The organism is Enterococcus larvae (genome assembly GCF_017830045.1).
In the GTDB taxonomy this organism is placed as follows: domain Bacteria; phylum Bacillota; class Bacilli; order Lactobacillales; family Enterococcaceae; genus Enterococcus_L; species Enterococcus_L larvae.
The window spans coordinates 531,545-547,947 of sequence record NZ_JAEDXU010000001.1 but is presented as its reverse complement, the minus strand read 5'-3'; the positions used below and the strand labels follow the sequence as shown (position 1 = coordinate 547,947).

Annotated in this window: 17 protein-coding genes; 14 read left to right on the top strand and 3 right to left on the bottom strand. The window is 39.8% G+C overall.

Features of this window, described 5'->3' with window-relative positions; genetic code table 11:
• Nucleotides 1–93 precede the first annotated feature (93 nt).
• The 3 genes from I6N96_RS02635 to I6N96_RS02625 form a co-directional block, all read right to left on the bottom strand.
• Nucleotides 94–1,284, bottom strand: a complete 1,191-nt coding sequence (locus I6N96_RS02635; protein ID WP_209555942.1) for an ABC transporter permease — start codon at nucleotides 1,282–1,284, stop codon at nucleotides 94–96.
• Entirely contained in the window at nucleotides 1,271–2,413 is a 1,143-nt protein-coding gene (locus I6N96_RS02630; RefSeq protein WP_209555941.1) for an ABC transporter permease, read from the bottom strand. The genes I6N96_RS02635 and I6N96_RS02630 overlap by 14 nt, the downstream gene beginning before the upstream one ends.
• Before the next feature lie 71 nt (nucleotides 2,414–2,484).
• Nucleotides 2,485–3,420, bottom strand: a complete 936-nt coding sequence (locus I6N96_RS02625) for an ABC transporter ATP-binding protein (protein WP_209555940.1) — start codon at nucleotides 3,418–3,420, stop codon at nucleotides 2,485–2,487.
• A gap of 214 nt (nucleotides 3,421–3,634) precedes the next feature.
• Between I6N96_RS02625 and I6N96_RS02620 the strand changes: the two genes are divergently transcribed.
• The 14 genes from I6N96_RS02620 to atpH all read left to right on the top strand — a co-directional run bounded on the left by I6N96_RS02620 (nucleotide 3,635) and on the right by atpH (nucleotide 16,386).
• On the top strand, nucleotides 3,635–4,744 hold the full coding sequence (locus I6N96_RS02620) for a sensor histidine kinase (protein WP_209555939.1): 1,110 nt from the start codon (nucleotides 3,635–3,637) through the stop codon (nucleotides 4,742–4,744).
• Nucleotides 4,741–5,367: a response regulator gene (locus I6N96_RS02615; RefSeq protein WP_209555938.1), complete on the top strand. Its 627-nt coding sequence runs from the start codon at nucleotides 4,741–4,743 to the stop codon at nucleotides 5,365–5,367. The genes I6N96_RS02620 and I6N96_RS02615 overlap by 4 nt, the downstream gene beginning before the upstream one ends.
• A 448-nt stretch (nucleotides 5,368–5,815) precedes the next feature.
• Nucleotides 5,816–7,288, top strand: a complete 1,473-nt coding sequence (locus I6N96_RS02610; RefSeq protein ID WP_209555937.1) for a nicotinate phosphoribosyltransferase — start codon at nucleotides 5,816–5,818, stop codon at nucleotides 7,286–7,288.
• Nucleotides 7,289–7,302: 14 nt separating this feature from the next.
• Nucleotides 7,303–8,130, top strand: coding sequence for an NAD(+) synthase (gene nadE / locus I6N96_RS02605; protein ID WP_209555936.1), 828 nt, complete (start codon nucleotides 7,303–7,305; stop codon nucleotides 8,128–8,130).
• A 240-nt stretch (nucleotides 8,131–8,370) separates the two neighbouring features.
• The gene (locus I6N96_RS02600; protein ID WP_209555935.1) at nucleotides 8,371–8,643 is read left to right on the top strand and encodes a (4Fe-4S)-binding protein; all 273 of its coding nucleotides are present in this window, start codon (nucleotides 8,371–8,373) and stop codon (nucleotides 8,641–8,643) included.
• A 2-nt stretch (nucleotides 8,644–8,645) separates the two neighbouring features.
• Nucleotides 8,646–8,921: a GNAT family N-acetyltransferase gene (locus I6N96_RS02595; RefSeq protein WP_209555934.1), complete on the top strand. Its 276-nt coding sequence runs from the start codon at nucleotides 8,646–8,648 to the stop codon at nucleotides 8,919–8,921.
• A 227-nt stretch (nucleotides 8,922–9,148) separates the two neighbouring features.
• Nucleotides 9,149–9,385, top strand: coding sequence for a preprotein translocase subunit SecG (gene secG / locus I6N96_RS02590; protein WP_086350317.1), 237 nt, complete (start codon nucleotides 9,149–9,151; stop codon nucleotides 9,383–9,385).
• A 222-nt stretch (nucleotides 9,386–9,607) separates the two neighbouring features.
• On the top strand, nucleotides 9,608–10,372 hold the full coding sequence (locus I6N96_RS02585) for an alpha/beta hydrolase (protein WP_209555933.1): 765 nt from the start codon (nucleotides 9,608–9,610) through the stop codon (nucleotides 10,370–10,372).
• A complete protein-coding gene (gene rnr, locus I6N96_RS02580; RefSeq protein WP_209555932.1) occupies nucleotides 10,372–12,759 on the top strand; it encodes a ribonuclease R in 2,388 nt (795 codons plus the stop codon). Before I6N96_RS02585 ends, rnr begins: the two co-directional genes overlap by 1 nt.
• 15 nt (nucleotides 12,760–12,774) lie before the next feature.
• Nucleotides 12,775–13,239, top strand: coding sequence for an SsrA-binding protein SmpB (smpB, locus tag I6N96_RS02575; RefSeq protein ID WP_209555931.1), 465 nt, complete (start codon nucleotides 12,775–12,777; stop codon nucleotides 13,237–13,239).
• Between the two features lie 956 nt (nucleotides 13,240–14,195).
• Nucleotides 14,196–14,912: a F0F1 ATP synthase subunit A gene (gene atpB / locus I6N96_RS02570; RefSeq protein WP_209555930.1), complete on the top strand. Its 717-nt coding sequence runs from the start codon at nucleotides 14,196–14,198 to the stop codon at nucleotides 14,910–14,912.
• A 49-nt stretch (nucleotides 14,913–14,961) separates the two neighbouring features.
• Nucleotides 14,962–15,183, top strand: a complete 222-nt coding sequence (gene atpE / locus I6N96_RS02565; RefSeq protein ID WP_086350310.1) for a F0F1 ATP synthase subunit C — start codon at nucleotides 14,962–14,964, stop codon at nucleotides 15,181–15,183.
• 146 nt (nucleotides 15,184–15,329) lie between these two features.
• The gene (gene atpF, locus I6N96_RS02560; RefSeq protein WP_209555929.1) at nucleotides 15,330–15,857 is read left to right on the top strand and encodes a F0F1 ATP synthase subunit B; all 528 of its coding nucleotides are present in this window, start codon (nucleotides 15,330–15,332) and stop codon (nucleotides 15,855–15,857) included.
• Entirely contained in the window at nucleotides 15,844–16,386 is a 543-nt protein-coding gene (atpH, locus tag I6N96_RS02555; RefSeq protein ID WP_209555928.1) for an ATP synthase F1 subunit delta, read from the top strand. The genes atpF and atpH overlap by 14 nt, the downstream gene beginning before the upstream one ends.
• Nucleotides 16,387–16,403 lie beyond the last annotated feature (17 nt).

The window sequence follows — 16,403 nt, the reverse complement described above, 5'->3', positions numbered from 1 at the left end:
CCGTTTATTCGGATTTAGGGTATGGAAAAGAGTGGCAACAGATTATTGTCCCACTCTCTTATTTGTATAAATCATTAGAGAGTCTTCTAGCCTTTATTGTGATGCTGTTTTTCTGAATAGAGAAATCTTCAAACCGCCGCGCTCTTTCTTCGTCAGCATAGCCAAAAGAAAGAAAATCAAGGCAAAAATCAATAAAACGAAGGCATTGAACTGGAAATCCTTCAAAAAATCATTATCTAGCTTCAGACTACCGCCAATCAGTTCATTGTTTCGGACAAACCAATAGGTAGGTGTGAAGGAGGCAATCTTGTTCACAACATCCGGCAGGATTGCCGAGGGAACGAAAACCCCTCCGATAAAGGAACTACCCAGAATAAAGGTGTTGTTGACCGCACCGATCAGCTCCGAGCTTTTGATCAGCCCGGTAATGAAAATGCTGAAGGCAATAACAGCAGCTAAGAATATAAGGGAATTTGCCAAGAAGTAGAGCGTATATTCATTGAAACCTATTCGTGTATAGACTAGTGTGTAGGCAATAAATGCCGCCCATACAGCACCGGAAAACAAAAGACTGCTGGTCAGCAATTGACGTGAAATCCGTTTTTTAGAAATCGGCGAACAGCTGTTGCGGCGTCGAATTTCATCTCGATTAAAGGCTAAGTTTACAATAGAAATGCCGCTGAAAATCGTCATGAACAACCCGTAAGAAATAACGTTGAAAACTCCTGCAGTTCCTTGATTCTTTTCAAGCTGATTAAAGTTTTTATCAAAGTTGATCTGTCCTTTTTCAGTAACATTTTCCATAGTTAACTGGCTGATTTCTGCAGCTGATTTTTGCGGGAATGCTTCTGTGTAAAATTGGTAGGTTGAAAGATAATGATTGATGATATTATCGACATAAACTTGGTTAAAACTGCCGGCTTTGACTTGAACCGAGAGTTTCATCTCTAAGCTTCCTGATTGCAGCGATGCACCAAAGCCTTTTGGTATCTCCAAAACATAGCTTAATTCCTCAAAATAGAGAGCATCGTCAATGGCTTCTTGATTCCCTTCAAATGCAACATAATCCATGGTTTCTTTTAAATAGTCGATCAAGGCTTCAGCTTCTGTTGAATCATCCTTATTGAATACTGCAATTTTTGACTCTGTAGCCTCAAAGGAAGTTTCACTAGAGTTTAAGTTTCCAGCATACATGAAGGAGATGCCGATACTGACAGCAAAACCAAGAATAACACTGATCTTGTTTTCTCTTAGAATATAGTAAAATGTTTTAAACACTGACATATTGGGCCCTCCTTTCGTAGACAAAGCTTAGCAGTACAAAAATAATTGTAAGAACAAGTAGGCAGATCAGGTTGATATAGAAGCTGTCGATATTTTCATAATAGTAAAGCTTATAAAGACTTTCGCTGACCAGGTTGACTGGATTGATTTGCCCAAGAATAGGGACATACTTGCTTATCAGGTACTTCACATCCGGGACCATCATGCCTGCAAGGAAACTGCAGACGATCTGGAAGGTCACACCAAGAGAGATTTTTTGATCCAAAGGAACCTTTAGCAGATTCCCGATACACATTCCCATAGAAATAGCAGTCAAAGCTGAAATTGTGCAGGTCAGTAGAATCCAGTTCCAGCGGGTACCAAAATCGACTTGATAGACAAAGCGAAAAATCGCCAGAATGATATACAGTTCTGTGACAAATACCGTAAAGGCAGCGGCAAGGTTGGCCAAAACAATACTTATTTTGTTTTGTGGTGCCATACTTAAACGAATGCCGTTAGCAGATTGGTTGGCTTGTTCGTCGTTTGTATTGGATAATCCCCAAAAGAAACCGAACATGCAGCTCATGCCAACTAGCGTGAAGAAGAAAAAGCTCTTTGTACTTCCTTTGCTGGCTGTTTTATTTGCTACTTGAATGAAATTTTGCTGTTTTCCAATGGAAGCAGCCAGTTCAGTAGCTAATAGCTCAGGCGCTTCTTGTTGAAGTGCAGCGACAGTTTTTTGTGCCTGTTGAAACTGATCTAAAAAGGTGCTCAATAAACTCTGCTGAATGCCCTGTTGATTCAGGTTCAAACTAATATCAGAATCAGAGAGGACATAGTAGCCATAAATATCCCCATCATCCAGTTGTTTTGCTGCCTGCTCTTTTGTGAGTGTAACTGGCTTCAGCATTTTTGTACCGTCACTTTCGAGCGCATTCATTGTTTCAATGAATGTCTCTGAATGAGCATTATTTCCTTCTTGAACGATTCCGACAGGAACTTGGTCGAAATACGTTCGGTCATCCAAACCGCTGAAGGCTGCTGTAAAAAATATGCCCATACAGACTGGAAACATAAAGGTCCAGAACATCAACGGCTTGTCTTTTAGTAAAACCTTTAGCCGATAAATATATAAATGAGTAAACATACATATCCTCCTTTGTTGTAGTGCTGTTTTCATTTTTCCTTTATTTTCGTATGAGTCAAGTCCTAGGACTATTATTGGTCCCGTAACTCACGACCAGTGATTTCCAAGAAAACATCATTTAATGTCGGCTGCTGCGTCTGGAAATTTCCAAAAGCGACTTGCTCTTCTTCCAAAATCTTTAGGATATGTGTAAACACTCGTTTTGTTTCTTCTGTGTTAATGGTGACATAGGCGTTGTCATAGGAGACATCCAGAATGCCTGGTAAAGCAAGTAGCTGTTCTTTGACAGCATCTGGGAACATTGGAACTTCGATCACTATTTTTTCATTCATATGAATCATGGCTTTCAATTGTTCTTTTGTTCCTTTCGCGATAACCTGTCCTTTTTCGATGATGACGATGTTATCACACAGCTGCTCAACTTCTTCCATGTAATGAGTTGTGTAAATAATCGTTGCGCCCTGTCGATTCAGCTCTTTGATACTGTCGAGAATTTTATTTCGGCTTTGAGGATCGACTGCGACTGTCGGCTCATCAAGGAAAATCAATTCAGGTTTATGTGCAATCCCACAAGCAATATTCAGACGTCGTTTTAATCCGCCGCTTAGCTTTTTTGGAAAGAACTTTTTGAAATCTTCCAGTCCAACTAGCTCGATGACATCTTCCACATGCTGTTTTCTTTCCTTTTTATCTGTGATGTAAAGGCCGCAGTAGTAATCAATATTTTCTATTACGGTCAGCTCTTCAAAGACAGCGACTTCTTGAGGGACAACGCCAATTCTTTTTTTTATATCGTATTGCTCAGGGGCCATGTCTTTCCCAAAAATTTTGATTTCACCTTTATCATAAGAGAGAAGGGAGAGCATACAATTAATGGCTGTCGATTTTCCGCTGCCGTTGGGACCAAGCAATCCAAGGATTTCTCCTTCTTGTACTTGAAGATTGAAATGGTTCAAAGCAACCAATTTTCCATAGCGCTTGATGAGGTCATTAATTTCGATAATCATAGTCAGTACTCCTTTATTTTTTTATAGAAACTCCTCAACTATTTCCGCAGTTTCTTCTTTTTTCATTTATAATGTAACTATACATGAGTGAAAGCGGATTGATGAGTGACTATCCTCATAAAGTAATGTGACATTTGTCACAATCTTAGTGATTTGAGTGACTGGTCGGAATGATAGTAATGGAAATTTTCCTATTGGGAGGAAGATCATATAGATGAATACATTCAAATTAAGTAATTTCATAGAAAAAGGGATACTGCTCTTTTTTTGTTTTCTGCTTCTGGTCAGTGATTCTTATCAAAGCGAGCGGGTCATATTTGTATTGCTGGCACTCTTGATGAGTATGATCACTTGGGTGGTACAACAACCAAAGCTATCTGTTGTTGCTGTGCTTCTTTTTTTGGCAGCATCCTATTGGTGGAAGGAATTTGTATTTTTTGTTCCTTTTTTATTCTACGATGGACTTTATGATGAAAACTACGGCAGCTCAATAGTGAATACTGGTCTTTTAACGGTCTTTCTTTTATCTAATGACCAGCACAGCATGCTAAGCAAATGCTTTATTGTTGCTCTATGCTTTCTCGCAGCCTACTTAGCTTATCGACAAATCGAAGAGTATCATTCGAATGAAGGGAAGCAGTCGTTGGAGGATGAACTCCTGACTCTGACTTATTCTTTGCAGCAGCAAGAGGCGGAACGACAGGAACGTCAAGAGACGATGATCTCACTGGAAGTGTCGAATGAAAGGAATCGGATTGCGCGGGATATTCATGACAATGTTGGTCACCTATTATCCAGTAGTCTACTTCAAATCGGTGCAATCCAAACAATCAATCAACAAGAAGTGCTTCAAGCACCTTTGGGACAGCTGAAGGAAACGGTGACTGAGGGAATGGATAATATTCGAGCCAGTGTTCACGATCTGCATGATGAATCGCTGCGCTTATCGATCGCTATGCAAAAAATCCTGGATAGTTTTCATTTTTGTGAAGTGGAGCTGACTGATGAGTTTCCAGAATACTTGGATAGAGATTGTAAGTTGGCCTGTATCATGATTGTCAAGGAAGCACTGTCAAACATCATGAAGCACAGCAACGCCAGCAAAGCGACGATTCGCTTCAAGCAGCAGCCTGGTTTTTATAAGCTGACTGTTTCTGACAACGGTACACAAAAGAAAGTAATGGATATCACAGCACGAGGTATCGGTTTGACGAGTATGGAGGAGCGTCTTTCAAAGCTTGGCGGTCGGTTGAACCATCATCAAACGGAAAACGGGTTTTCGCTGATTGCGATATTTCCAAAATATGAAGGAGAGAATATATGATTCGATTAGTAGTGGTAGATGATGATTTTTTAGTTACGACCTCATTGAAAACGATCATCGAAGCCAGTCAGGAAATAGAGGTGATCGGGATCGGCCATTCAGCAGAAGAAGCTGTGCAGCTGTATCAAGAGCTGGCACCGGATATTCTATTGATGGATATTCGGATGGGGGAAAGTACAGGACTGGATGCTGCTAGAAAAATTTTGACAGAGGAACCAAAGGCAGCAATCCTATTGCTGACAACCTTTTCTGATGACGAATATATTGTAGAGGCACTAAAACTTGGAGTAAAAGGTTATTTGCTGAAGCAGAACATGGAAGCAATCGTTCCTTCAATCAAAGCAGCCAAAAATGGACAATCAGTCTTTGGGCATGCAGTGATCGATAAGCTTCCTGAGCTTTTGCAGACTGGCAAAACTGATAAAAGCTGTAGTGTTGATTTGACGGAAAGAGAATTGACCACCTTATCGTTGATTGCAGAAGGCTTGAATAATAAGGAAATAGCGAAGGAGCTGTTTCTCAGCGAGGGAACTGTCCGTAATTACATCAGTGTACTGCTTGAAAAACTTGAGCTGAGGGATCGTACGCAACTAGCCATTTTTTTCTATAAGCATTTAAACTAGCTGAGTGAAGACTTTGAAAAGTTTTGATAGTAATAGGGTTCAATGCCATTGGTAATGAGTCGGGAATTGTCCGAAATAGGTGAAATCACTGTTGGACTTTCCGGCTTATTGCTTAAAACGAGAGGTTTCAGTAACATCCTCTAGGTATTCTGTTCTTTTTTTGATAAAATGAAATGAAAGCATTGTTGAAAATGGAAGAAACTCTTTCTGAAATAAAAACAGAGATCAATATAACAATCAAGTGTAGGTGTTGATGAAGCACCGAGGGAATGTTTATTTGTTTTTAACTTTTACCATGAGCCTGTTGTTGGAGTTTTCTTAATTGTTTCATTGATAGTAGATGGGTGGAACAGTGCTTTAGCTAGATAGTGTATCTTTAGGAAAAAAGCATCGAATGAACTATGATTGAATAGCTGAGGTGCTAAAAATAAAGGATCGAGGTTTCATAATGGAGAAAAATTATCAAGATGACAGTTTGACGTTGCACACGGATCTTTATCAGATCAACATGATGAAGACCTATTGGGAGTTGGAACGTGCAGATTTGCACGCTGTATTTGAATGTTATTTCAGAGAAATGCCCTTCAGTCATGGCTATGCGATTTTTGCCGGCTTGGAGCGTTTGGTAAATTACCTTGAGAATCTGACTTTTTCAAGTACAGATATTGAATATTTAAGAGAGGCTGAGGATTATCCAGAAGAGTTTCTGACCTATTTGGAAAACTTCAAATTTACTTGTACTGTCCGTTCTGCCCTTGAAGGGGATTTGGTATTCAGCAATGAGCCGTTGATTCAAGTTGAAGGACCCTTAGCGCAATGCCAATTAGTTGAGACTGCGTTACTGAATATGGTAAATTTCCAGACCCTGATTGCAACAAAGGCAGCTAAGATAAAATCAGTGATCGGTGATGATCCATTGATGGAATTTGGGACACGTCGTGCGCAGGAGCTGGATGCAGCGATTTGGGGAACTCGAGCTGCTTATATTGGGGGAGCAGATGCGACAAGTAATGTGCGTGCCGGAAAGATCTTCGGTATCCCGGTTAGCGGAACCCATGCCCATTCTCTTGTTCAGTCTTATGGAAATGATTACGATGCGTTTCTGGCTTATGGAAAAACCCACAGAGATTGCGTCTTTCTTGTTGATACGTATGATACCTTGAAATCAGGTGTGCCAAATGCTATTCGAGTAGCAAATGAGCTGGGGGATAAAATCAACTTCCTTGGTGTTCGGATCGACAGTGGGGATATGGCATATATTTCTAAACGCGTCAGAGAACAGCTGGATGAAGCTGGTTACCCAGAGGCGAAGATTTATGCATCGAATGATTTAGATGAGAATACGATTTTGAATTTGAAAATGCAGAAGGCCAAAATTGATGTTTGGGGTGTAGGAACCAAATTGATCACGGCCTATAATCAACCAGCGCTAGGTGCTGTTTTCAAATTGGTATCTATTGAAGATGAAAATGGTGTGATGCAGGATACAATCAAGCTATCCAGCAATGCAGAGAAGGTAACGACGCCTGGAAAGAAACAAGTATGGCGAATCACACGCAAGTCAGATAAAAAATCTGAAGGTGATTATGTTACTTTATGGGATGAAGATCCTAGAAAAGAAGATGAAATTTTCATGTTCCATCCTGTACACACATTTATCAATAAAACGGTTCGCGATTTTGATGCGAGACCTGTACTTCAGGAAATTTTCGTTGACGGTAAGCGTGTCTACGATTTGCCGACACTTGATGAAATCAAGCATTATGCAAAAGAAAATCTTGATTCTCTTTGGGAAGAATACAAGCGTGATTTGAATCCGCAGAAATATCCAGTTGATTTGTCAACAGACTGTTGGAATCATAAGATGCGCTTATTGGAAAAAGTTAGAAAAGATGTCAAGGCATTCAGCGAAAGCAATTAATGGAGGGATCGTATATGAAGCCAGTGCAGCAAGCGATTATTGAAGAGTTAGGTGTAAAATCGACGATTGATCCGCAGGAAGAAATTCGAAAGAGTATTGATTTCATGAAGGCATACCTTTATAAGCATCCATTCTTAAAAACCTTTGTTTTAGGAATAAGTGGTGGGCAAGATTCTAGTCTTGCCGGTCGTTTAGCTCAGCTTGCAATAGAAGAAATGAGGGCTGAAACAAACGATGAGGGCTACCAGTTTATTGCCATTCGTTTGCCATATGGAACACAAGCAGATGAAGAGGATGCACAAAAGGCACTCTCCTTTATCCAGCCGGATCGCTCATTGCGAGTGGACATCCGTCCTGCTGTCGATGCATGTGTACAGGCTATAGAGGTTAATGGTGAGTCCATCAGCGATTTCAATAAAGGTAATATGAAAGCTCGTCAGCGAATGATCGTTCAATACGCCGTGGCTGGGGACAATGCCGGTGCGGTAATTGGAACGGATCACGCTGCTGAAAATATCACAGGTTTCTTTACGAAGTATGGAGATGGCGGAGCAGATATTTTACCGTTATTCCGTTTGAACAAGCGCCAAGGCAAAGCACTGCTTAAGGAATTGGGTGCGGAGGAAGCCTTATACCTTAAAGTGCCGACAGCAGATCTGGAAGATGGAAAACCGTTAGTAGCTGATGAGGTTGCTTTAGGTGTGACTTACGATGATATTGATGACTACTTAGAAGGAAAAGATATTTCTCCTCAGGCTGAAGAAAAGCTTGAAGGCTGGTATAAGAAAACCCAGCACAAACGTCATTTACCAATCACTGTATTTGATGATTTCTGGAAGTAATATAAAATAGCAAACTTGATAGCGAGAAGGAAAAGGTTGTGTTCATACTGCACAAGTTATTTCCTTCTCCTTTTTTCTATTTATCAGGAGAAGACAATGATAAAATATTGTCTTCTCAATGAGGCTGCCTAATTGAGAAGGATAATTATTTGTCTTATAAAATATTCCCTGATAGAATCAAGAGGTATAGTGATGAAGCTGGTGACATTGCCGCCGCTGAACGTTAAGGAGGTAATTTAGATGGATGGAAGTAAGATTGATGGGAAGACAGTAACAGAAGAAATGCTTTTAGAAAATGGTTACAGAAGATATGCTGGCGAGGGAATCGACATCTATTACAGCAAGGATATTTGTGCGCATATAGGGAATTGCGTCCGAGGAAATCCGGATGTATTTGAAGTGGGTAGACGTCCATGGATCATCGCTGATAGCGGAACGGTAGAAGATGACATTCGTGTGATCAATACTTGTCCAAGCGGTGCACTCAAATATATCAGAAAGGACGGAAAATAAGCATGGAAATAAAAGAAGAAAACGAGCGCTTTGTGCTTTTCAACGATAACAACGAAGAAATCGGGGAAATGACTTGGTCAAATGCCGGAGAAGAAATGATGATCATCGATCACACCTTTGTTGATCCTCAATACAGAGGACAGGGCTTAGCTGAAAAGCTTGTCTTGAATGGTGTGGAAAAAGCGCGCAAAGAGAATAAAAAAATCATCCCTCTGTGTCCATTTGCAAAAAAAGAATTTGATACAAAGTCTGAATACGGCGATGTACTGAGGAAATAAACAGCACTTATCAGCATATAGAAGACACATCCGGAGCGCCTTGAGTTAAACGGTGCTTCGGATATTTTTTGTAAAACTATATAGCTTTTAATTATTTTAGTAATCAAAATTTTTACGATCATTCACTCATTTCTGATCTTAGTAAAAAGTAAATTACAACTAGTAATTCGCTTTAGAATATGCTAAAGTATAATAGATGTAATTTGTAAATAAGGGAGTCTGGATAGATGTATAATTTAATTTTAACGACTGTAATCATTCTTTCTGTGGTTATGGTAATCTCAATTTTAATGCAGCCAAGTAAACAAAATAGTGCAGCAAGTGCTTTTACAGGCGGTGCTGATAAGCTTTTCGGTAAACAAAAAGCTCGTGGTTTTGAAGCAGTGATGCAGCGAGCAACTACAGTTATTGGTGCTGTTTGGATGATTTTACTGTTCGTTTTAACGATCCTGTCATCTAAATAAGCGTAGAAAAAGCAATCTATGTATATCCATATTTCGTCGATTACCAGCTAAAGTTTCTTTTTGATGATTTGTATAGGATACATAGAGGATGTTTTTTGATTTTTAAGTCTGGACGTATTCATTACAGAATCGTTTCAGACTTTTTTTGTTTGCATTTCCCGTCTCGTCTTTCATAAGGTATTATAATGAGAATGTGATAAAATGAAGTGGAGGTGAAAGACAGTGAAAAGAAAAATCAAACTACCGGAACCATTGTTTGTTGAGCACGGAGAAAGAGCCGTTATATTATTCCATGCATATTCCGGCAGCAGCAACGATGTACGAATGATGTGTCGTTTTTTAGAAAAGAAAAATTACACGGTGTATACACCTATTTTTTCCGGACATGCGACGCTTTCACCGGAGGATATTTTAAGCGAAACAGCTACACAATGGGAGCAGGATGCACAAGAGGCAGTAGACTTTCTGAAGAATCGAGGCTACAAGAAAATCGCAGTATTGGGTTTATCTATGGGTGGTATTTTCGCAATGAATCTACTGACAAGAGGAGAGGAAGCAATCATTGGCGGCGGCTTCTTTTGCTCACCGATTTTTCCAGTAAAAAATAAGGTACCGGAAAATTTTGCAGTTTATGCAGAAACTGTTTTGCGGACAGCTGAAATAAACGAGACAGAGCTTGCTGATCGAATGGTAAAAGTCAAGGAACAATCCATTCAACAGTTGCAGCAGATTGAGAACTACGCTGCAAAAACTGCTGCTGATTTGAAAAAAATCACAACACCTGTCTTTGCTGCACAGGCGGGGAAAGATGAGATGATCGACGCAACAGGTGTATTTCAGACGATCGAGGGACTAACACATACGAAGATTACATTTAACTGGTATCCAAACAGCGGCCATGTGCTGACTGTCGGACCGGAACATAAAGAACTGGAGCAGGACGTAGCCAATTATCTGGACACTCTGCTTTGGAATGAGGAGATATAATGACGAAACAAACAATTAAAGAAACAATCCTTTCTTATATGAAGGATCAAAAAAAGAAGAGCTTTTCAATGGAAGAGCTGGCAGAAGGACTAAAGCTGCAAAAAAGCGCAGATTTCAAGCTTCTGGTGCAGACAGCGGCTGCTCTTGAACGAGAAGGACTTATCGAGTTCACGAAAAAAGGAAAAATCAAACTAGTTGAAACCAATGTTTCAGTAGAAGGGATTTTCCGTGGAAATGAAAGAGGCTTTGGGTTTGTCACAATTGATGAAGAGGAACCGGATGTCTATATTTCAAAAGAAAATACTAATTATGCCATGAATGGTGATACAGTATTGATCGATATTCTACAACCAGGTGACCCGTTTTCTGACCGTGTGGCAGAAGGTAAGGTTTTAGAGGTCAAAGAGCGTGCGATTACACAGGTTGTCGGTGAGTTTACTGCTTACAATGAGGAAGAAATCGCTGAGACAGATTTGTGCGGCTATGTTCTTCCAAAGGACAAGAAGCTTTCTGGGCTGACTGTATTTATTGCATCTGATGGTATCAAACCAGTAGATGGAAGCATTGTGATCGCTGAAGTTACACATTACCCTGAGCAGGGCTATGCCAAGAGCTTGGAGGGGTTAGTCAAAAAAGTAGTTGGGCATAAAAATGATCCGGGCATGGATATCATGTCAATCATTGTGGCACATGGTATTCCAACCGTTTTTCCTGATGATGTCATGGAAGAAGCAGACCAAGTACCTGATACGATTTCAGAAAGCGATCTGAAGGGACGCAGAGATTTAAGAGAATCAATCATTGTCACGATCGATGGCGAAGATGCCAAAGATCTGGATGATGCAGTCACTGTTCAGAAGTTGAAAAACGGCAACTACTTTTTAGGCGTGCATATTGCAGATGTTTCCTACTATGTCACAGAGGAAAGCCAAATGAATAGAGAAGCCTATGAACGTGGAACGAGTGTCTATTTAACTGACCGAGTAATTCCGATGCTGCCGCAACGCTTATCTAATGGTATCTGCTCATTGAACCCGAAAGTTCCTCGTTTGACGATGAGCTGTGAAATGGAAATCTCACCTGAAGGAATCGTGCTGAATCATGAAATTTTTCAAAGTGTGATCCAAACGACTGAGCGAATGACTTATACAGCTGTAAATGAAATTCTAGAGGAACAGAATCCGGAAACGCTGGAGCGCTATAAAGAACTGGTTCCCATGTTTCAGGAAATGGCTGAGCTTCACGGCATTTTAGAAAAAATGAGAGAGCATCGCGGAGCGATTTCATTTGAAGATCGTGAAGCGAAAGTGCTGGTTGATGGAGAAGGACATCCACAGGATATTTTGATGCGGACACGTGGAGTTGGTGAGCGACTGATCGAATCCTTCATGTTAGCTGCGAATGAAACTGTTGCAAAGCATTTTACGGATTTGAAGCTGCCATTCATCTATAGAATCCATGAACAGCCAAAAGAAGAAAAAATGCAGCGCTTCTTTGATTTTGCAGCAATGCTGGGAATCTTGGTCAAAGGAACAAAGGCAGATATCACACCTAAGGATTTACAGCGTGTTCTGACTCAAATAGATGGAAAGCCGGAAGAAGCTGTTATCAACACGATGCTATTACGCAGTATGCAGCAGGCTCGCTATTCTGAAGATAACTATGGACATTATGGTCTGGCGGCTGAATACTATACTCACTTTACTTCACCGATCCGTCGATATCCAGACTTGATTGTCCACCGTTTGATCCGTAACTATGAGAATGATCGATCAGAAGCAATGCAGGAAAAATGGAACGGCTTACTGCCGGATATTGCGGATCACAGTTCAAAAATGGAACGTCGAGCAGTAGAGACGGAGCGAGAAGTCGACAGTATGAAGAAAGCTGAGTTTATGGCTGACAAGATTGGCGAAGAATATGATGGAATCATCAGCTCTGTTACGAAGTTTGGAATATTCGTTGAGCTGCCAAATACCATCGAGGGCTTGATTCATATCAATAATTTGAAGCAGGATTATTTCCATTTTATTGAAAATCATCTTGCATTAGTCGGTGAACGTACAGGTCTGACATTGAAAATCGGGCAGAAAGTGAAGATCCGAGTTGAAAAATCAGACCCTGAAACTAGAGAGATCGATTTTGAATTGATTGAAGCAGAAGAACTGGAAAGAATAGAGATTCAACGCTCTAATCGCGGAAACAACCGAAAGAGTCGTAAAAGACAAGACAAGGGGAAAGCAAAGCCTAGCCAACAACAGGAAAAGAAAAAATCATCTTCGCCTAAAGCTGGCAAAGCGCCCAATAAAAAAGGCGGGAAAAAACCGTTTTATAAAGAAGTTTCCAAAAAGAAAAAAACAAAAAATAAGAAAAAGAAAAAACTGTAATCGGAGGAATTTGTGATGCCAAAAGGGGAAGGGAATTTAGTTGCCCAAAATAGAAAGGCACGGCATGATTATACGATCATCGATACGATAGAAGCGGGGATTGTATTACAGGGAACAGAAATCAAGTCGATTCGTAATGGACGGATCAACTTGAAGGATGGCTTTGCTCGAATCAGAAACGGCGAAGCATATCTGTACAATGTTCATATCAGTCCATACGAGCAGGGGAATATTTTTAATCATGACCCACTGCGAACAAGAAAGCTGCTGCTTCACAAAAGACAAATCAGTCGCCTGATCGGTGAAACAAAGAACACTGGTGTTACCTTAGTACCATTGAAGGTCTACATTAAAGATGGTTTTGCAAAGGTATTGATTGGTCTTGCTAAAGGGAAGAAGCAGTACGACAAGAGAGAAGACCTGAAACGAAAAGAAGTCGATCGTCAAATCAGCCGTACATTGAAGAACAGAGCAAGGTAAGAGTAAAAGGTTTAGAAAAACACATGTTTACTAAGCTTCATTTACGTTGAAATGAGCAGATATAAATTGATAAAGGCAGTCATTTACTCATGGGTAAATGACTGCCTTTATCAATTTTTTTTGTATACGATTTCTATAACAATTAATACATCCATATTTACTATAAGTTGTCTTAGCTAAATCCTATTGATATTGAGTTATTCCGATAAGGGAAAACAAAGGAGCTTAAGAGAAAAATATCGTGCTGTTCCAGAGTTAGAAGGCGATTCGTCACTAGAACTTAATTATCAACAAAAGAACGACTAAGGATCTCTTATACTTTCGTAGGAATAGTGGCCGACTATTGAAATACATAATAAATCTAAGAGAAAAGTAGACTAAATACTGCTTTTCTCTTTCTATTTTACATTGAGTCATTCGTATGCGTACTGATAGCCGAAGAACAAACAATCATAAAAGTAGTTCGAAATCCGTTATAATGGTAAAATGAAAGTGCATACATTTTGAATATTCTGCTTATTGATGGGAATCGTTTTTTGCAGAATATAAGTTATATTTTTGATTTTCACAAATGATAATGATTTTCTGTGTTTTTCAGAAATTTTTCATGTGGATTTTGAAGAAAATTCTGTGCCGGAAATCATTTTTATTTTGTTATATATTCTTTTTCGCATATTTGGGTTCTTTGCTTTATATTCCTCGCAAAATTTGTTAGAGTGTAATGGAAACTGATGAGTCATCATCGTTTTTATAAAAACATTGATCGCAGCTGTTTTTTCAGCCATTCAACCTTCCGTATGAAAGAAAAATGACATGGTTTTTTTGTCAGATTAGAAAAAGTGTCAAATTTTCATGAAAATGTTTTGTAATTCGGATTCGTTGGTGGTATTATACGTTGTGGTTGAAAACAACTTTAAGAAAACATCAAGCAGTTGAGCAGAAAAGAGGTGAAAAAAATGGAAGAGAAAACACCCCTCTTCAATATCGGTCCTATTTGGTTTGACAAAACCATTTGTACGATGGTTTTACTAACCTGTGTGATCGTTTTTGCCGTTGTCTATCTTTGTACAAGGAATTTGCAGTTGAAGCCTAAGGGTAAACAGAATGTGATTGAGTGGATCATTGATTTTGTTCGTGGAATTATTACAGACAATATGCCTAGTAAAGAAGTAACGAATTTTCATTTATTATCCTTCACTCTTTTCCTATTCATATTAGTTGCAAATACTATTGGACTGGTGACAAAGATAGCTGTGGGTGATTACTCCTACTGGAAGAGCCCTACAGCAGACCCAATGGTGACCTTGACACTGGCATTGATCATGATCGTACTGACCCATTTGTTCAGTATCAATCGATTTGGTTTTGTCGGATATTTCAAAAACAGCTTCCTGAAACCGGTCGGATTTCTAATGCCGATCAAGTTCATGGAAGAGTTTACGAATCTGCTTACGTTGGCGTTGCGTCTATACGGAAATATCTATGCAGGGGAAGTATTGCTGGGTTTGATTGCCAGCCTTGTTTCAGGAGTCGGTTTCTGGGTTATTCCGTTGGCAATACCATTAGAAATGATCTGGCTGGCCTTCTCGCTGTTTATCGGTGGGATTCAAGCTTTCATTTTTGTGACTTTATCTATGGTATACATGGCTCACAAAGTTGAAGTGGAAGAATAAATTAACAGAGAAAAAATTTAATTAATCAAGTTCTTAGGAGGAATAGAAAATGGATGGATTAAACTATATCGCAGCAGCGATCGCAGTATTTGGAGCAGCAATTGGAGCAGCATACGGTAACGGAAAGGTTATTTCAAAAACGATTGAATCAATGACGCGTCAACCTGAAATGTCTGGTCAGTTGAGAACTACGATGTTCATCGGGGTAGCCTTGATTGAAGCGGTTCCTATTCTAGGTGTGGTTATTGCATTACTATTGGTGCTAAGATAATTTACTTTGGAAGGCAGGGCGCTTTTGGTGAAAACTATCGTCACTGCTTTCTTCTATTTTACGTAAAATACTAAACGATCGACAGAATATGAACGAACAGTTGGAGTATCTTGTTGAGAGTACAGGGGAAAGGAAGGCGAAACTTCATGCTTACGAATCTCGTTTTAGGTGAAGCAACTCCCAGCACAACATTAGGAACGATCATCGTTGTGACCGGTGCATTTTTGATTTTGATGCTTCTGATCAAAAAATTTGCATGGGGTGCAATCACTGATGTTTTAAAACAACGTGAAGATAAAATCGCAAATGACTTGGATTCTGCAGAGCAGTCGCGAATCGCTGCTGCAAAAATGGAGAAACAGCGCCAAGAAAAACTGCTTGCTTCTAAATCAGAAGCTGCTGAGATCATCAAGAGTGCTAAAGAAAGCGGAGACGAAAACCGTAAAAAAGCTCTAGTTGAAACAACAGAAGAAGTATCTCGGCTGAAAGAGAAAGCAACAGCTGATATTTCTCAAGAGCATGATAAGGCAATGGCAGAAATCAAGGATGATGTGGCTGCATTATCTATCCAGATTGCAGAGAAAATATTAACAAAAGAATTGACGCCGGACGCGCATGAAGCGCTGATCAATTCTTATATTGACGGGTTAGGTAAAGTCGATGAAATTAGATAAATATATGGTTGGTAAACGTTACGGAAAAGCTCTGTTTGAACTGGCGCTGGAAAAACAGGAGGCCGATGACATTTATCAGCAATTGCTGAAGCTAAGAGAGGTTTACCATCTGGTTCCGGGGATCGGTGATATTTTGAGCGATGCTCGATTGGAGCCAAATGAAAAAGACGAGATCATGGAGCAGCTGCTTAAGGGCTTTACAGGTACGGTTGAGAATTTTCTTCAAGTCGTACATAGTTACAGCCGTATGAATGATATGCTGCTGATGATTGATGAATATGAACGAAGATATGATGATCATAAGGGTATTATTTTAGGAACAGTCGTTACTGCGGTGCCGTTGAACAAGGATCAGCATCAGCAGATTGAAGCTAAGGCAGCTAAGCTGTTTGGTTATGAAGAAGCAAGCTTGATCAACTTGATAGAACCGAAGATTTTAGGCGGTGCGATCATTGGCGCAAATTACAAAGTGGTCGACGGCAGTATCAGAAAACAACTGAAGAATATAGAAGAAGAACTATTAAGATAGACTTTAGTAGAATAAAG

Coding starts and splice junctions, on each gene's coding strand:
- I6N96_RS02635 (WP_209555942.1), bottom strand. CDS start 1,284: ATGTCAGTGTTTAAAACATTTTACTATATTCTAAGAGAAAACAAGATC.
- I6N96_RS02630 (WP_209555941.1), bottom strand. CDS start 2,413: ATGTTTACTCATTTATATATTTATCGGCTAAAGGTTTTACTAAAAGAC.
- I6N96_RS02625 (WP_209555940.1), bottom strand. CDS start 3,420: ATGATTATCGAAATTAATGACCTCATCAAGCGCTATGGAAAATTGGTT.
- I6N96_RS02620 (WP_209555939.1), top strand. CDS start 3,635: ATGAATACATTCAAATTAAGTAATTTCATAGAAAAAGGGATACTGCTC.
- I6N96_RS02615 (WP_209555938.1), top strand. CDS start 4,741: ATGATTCGATTAGTAGTGGTAGATGATGATTTTTTAGTTACGACCTCA.
- I6N96_RS02610 (WP_209555937.1), top strand. CDS start 5,816: ATGGAGAAAAATTATCAAGATGACAGTTTGACGTTGCACACGGATCTT.
- nadE (WP_209555936.1), top strand. CDS start 7,303: ATGAAGCCAGTGCAGCAAGCGATTATTGAAGAGTTAGGTGTAAAATCG.
- I6N96_RS02600 (WP_209555935.1), top strand. CDS start 8,371: ATGGATGGAAGTAAGATTGATGGGAAGACAGTAACAGAAGAAATGCTT.
- I6N96_RS02595 (WP_209555934.1), top strand. CDS start 8,646: ATGGAAATAAAAGAAGAAAACGAGCGCTTTGTGCTTTTCAACGATAAC.
- secG (WP_086350317.1), top strand. CDS start 9,149: ATGTATAATTTAATTTTAACGACTGTAATCATTCTTTCTGTGGTTATG.
- rnr (WP_209555932.1), top strand. CDS start 10,372: ATGACGAAACAAACAATTAAAGAAACAATCCTTTCTTATATGAAGGAT.
- smpB (WP_209555931.1), top strand. CDS start 12,775: ATGCCAAAAGGGGAAGGGAATTTAGTTGCCCAAAATAGAAAGGCACGG.
- atpB (WP_209555930.1), top strand. CDS start 14,196: ATGGAAGAGAAAACACCCCTCTTCAATATCGGTCCTATTTGGTTTGAC.
- atpE (WP_086350310.1), top strand. CDS start 14,962: ATGGATGGATTAAACTATATCGCAGCAGCGATCGCAGTATTTGGAGCA.
- atpF (WP_209555929.1), top strand. CDS start 15,330: ATGCTTACGAATCTCGTTTTAGGTGAAGCAACTCCCAGCACAACATTA.
- atpH (WP_209555928.1), top strand. CDS start 15,844: ATGAAATTAGATAAATATATGGTTGGTAAACGTTACGGAAAAGCTCTG.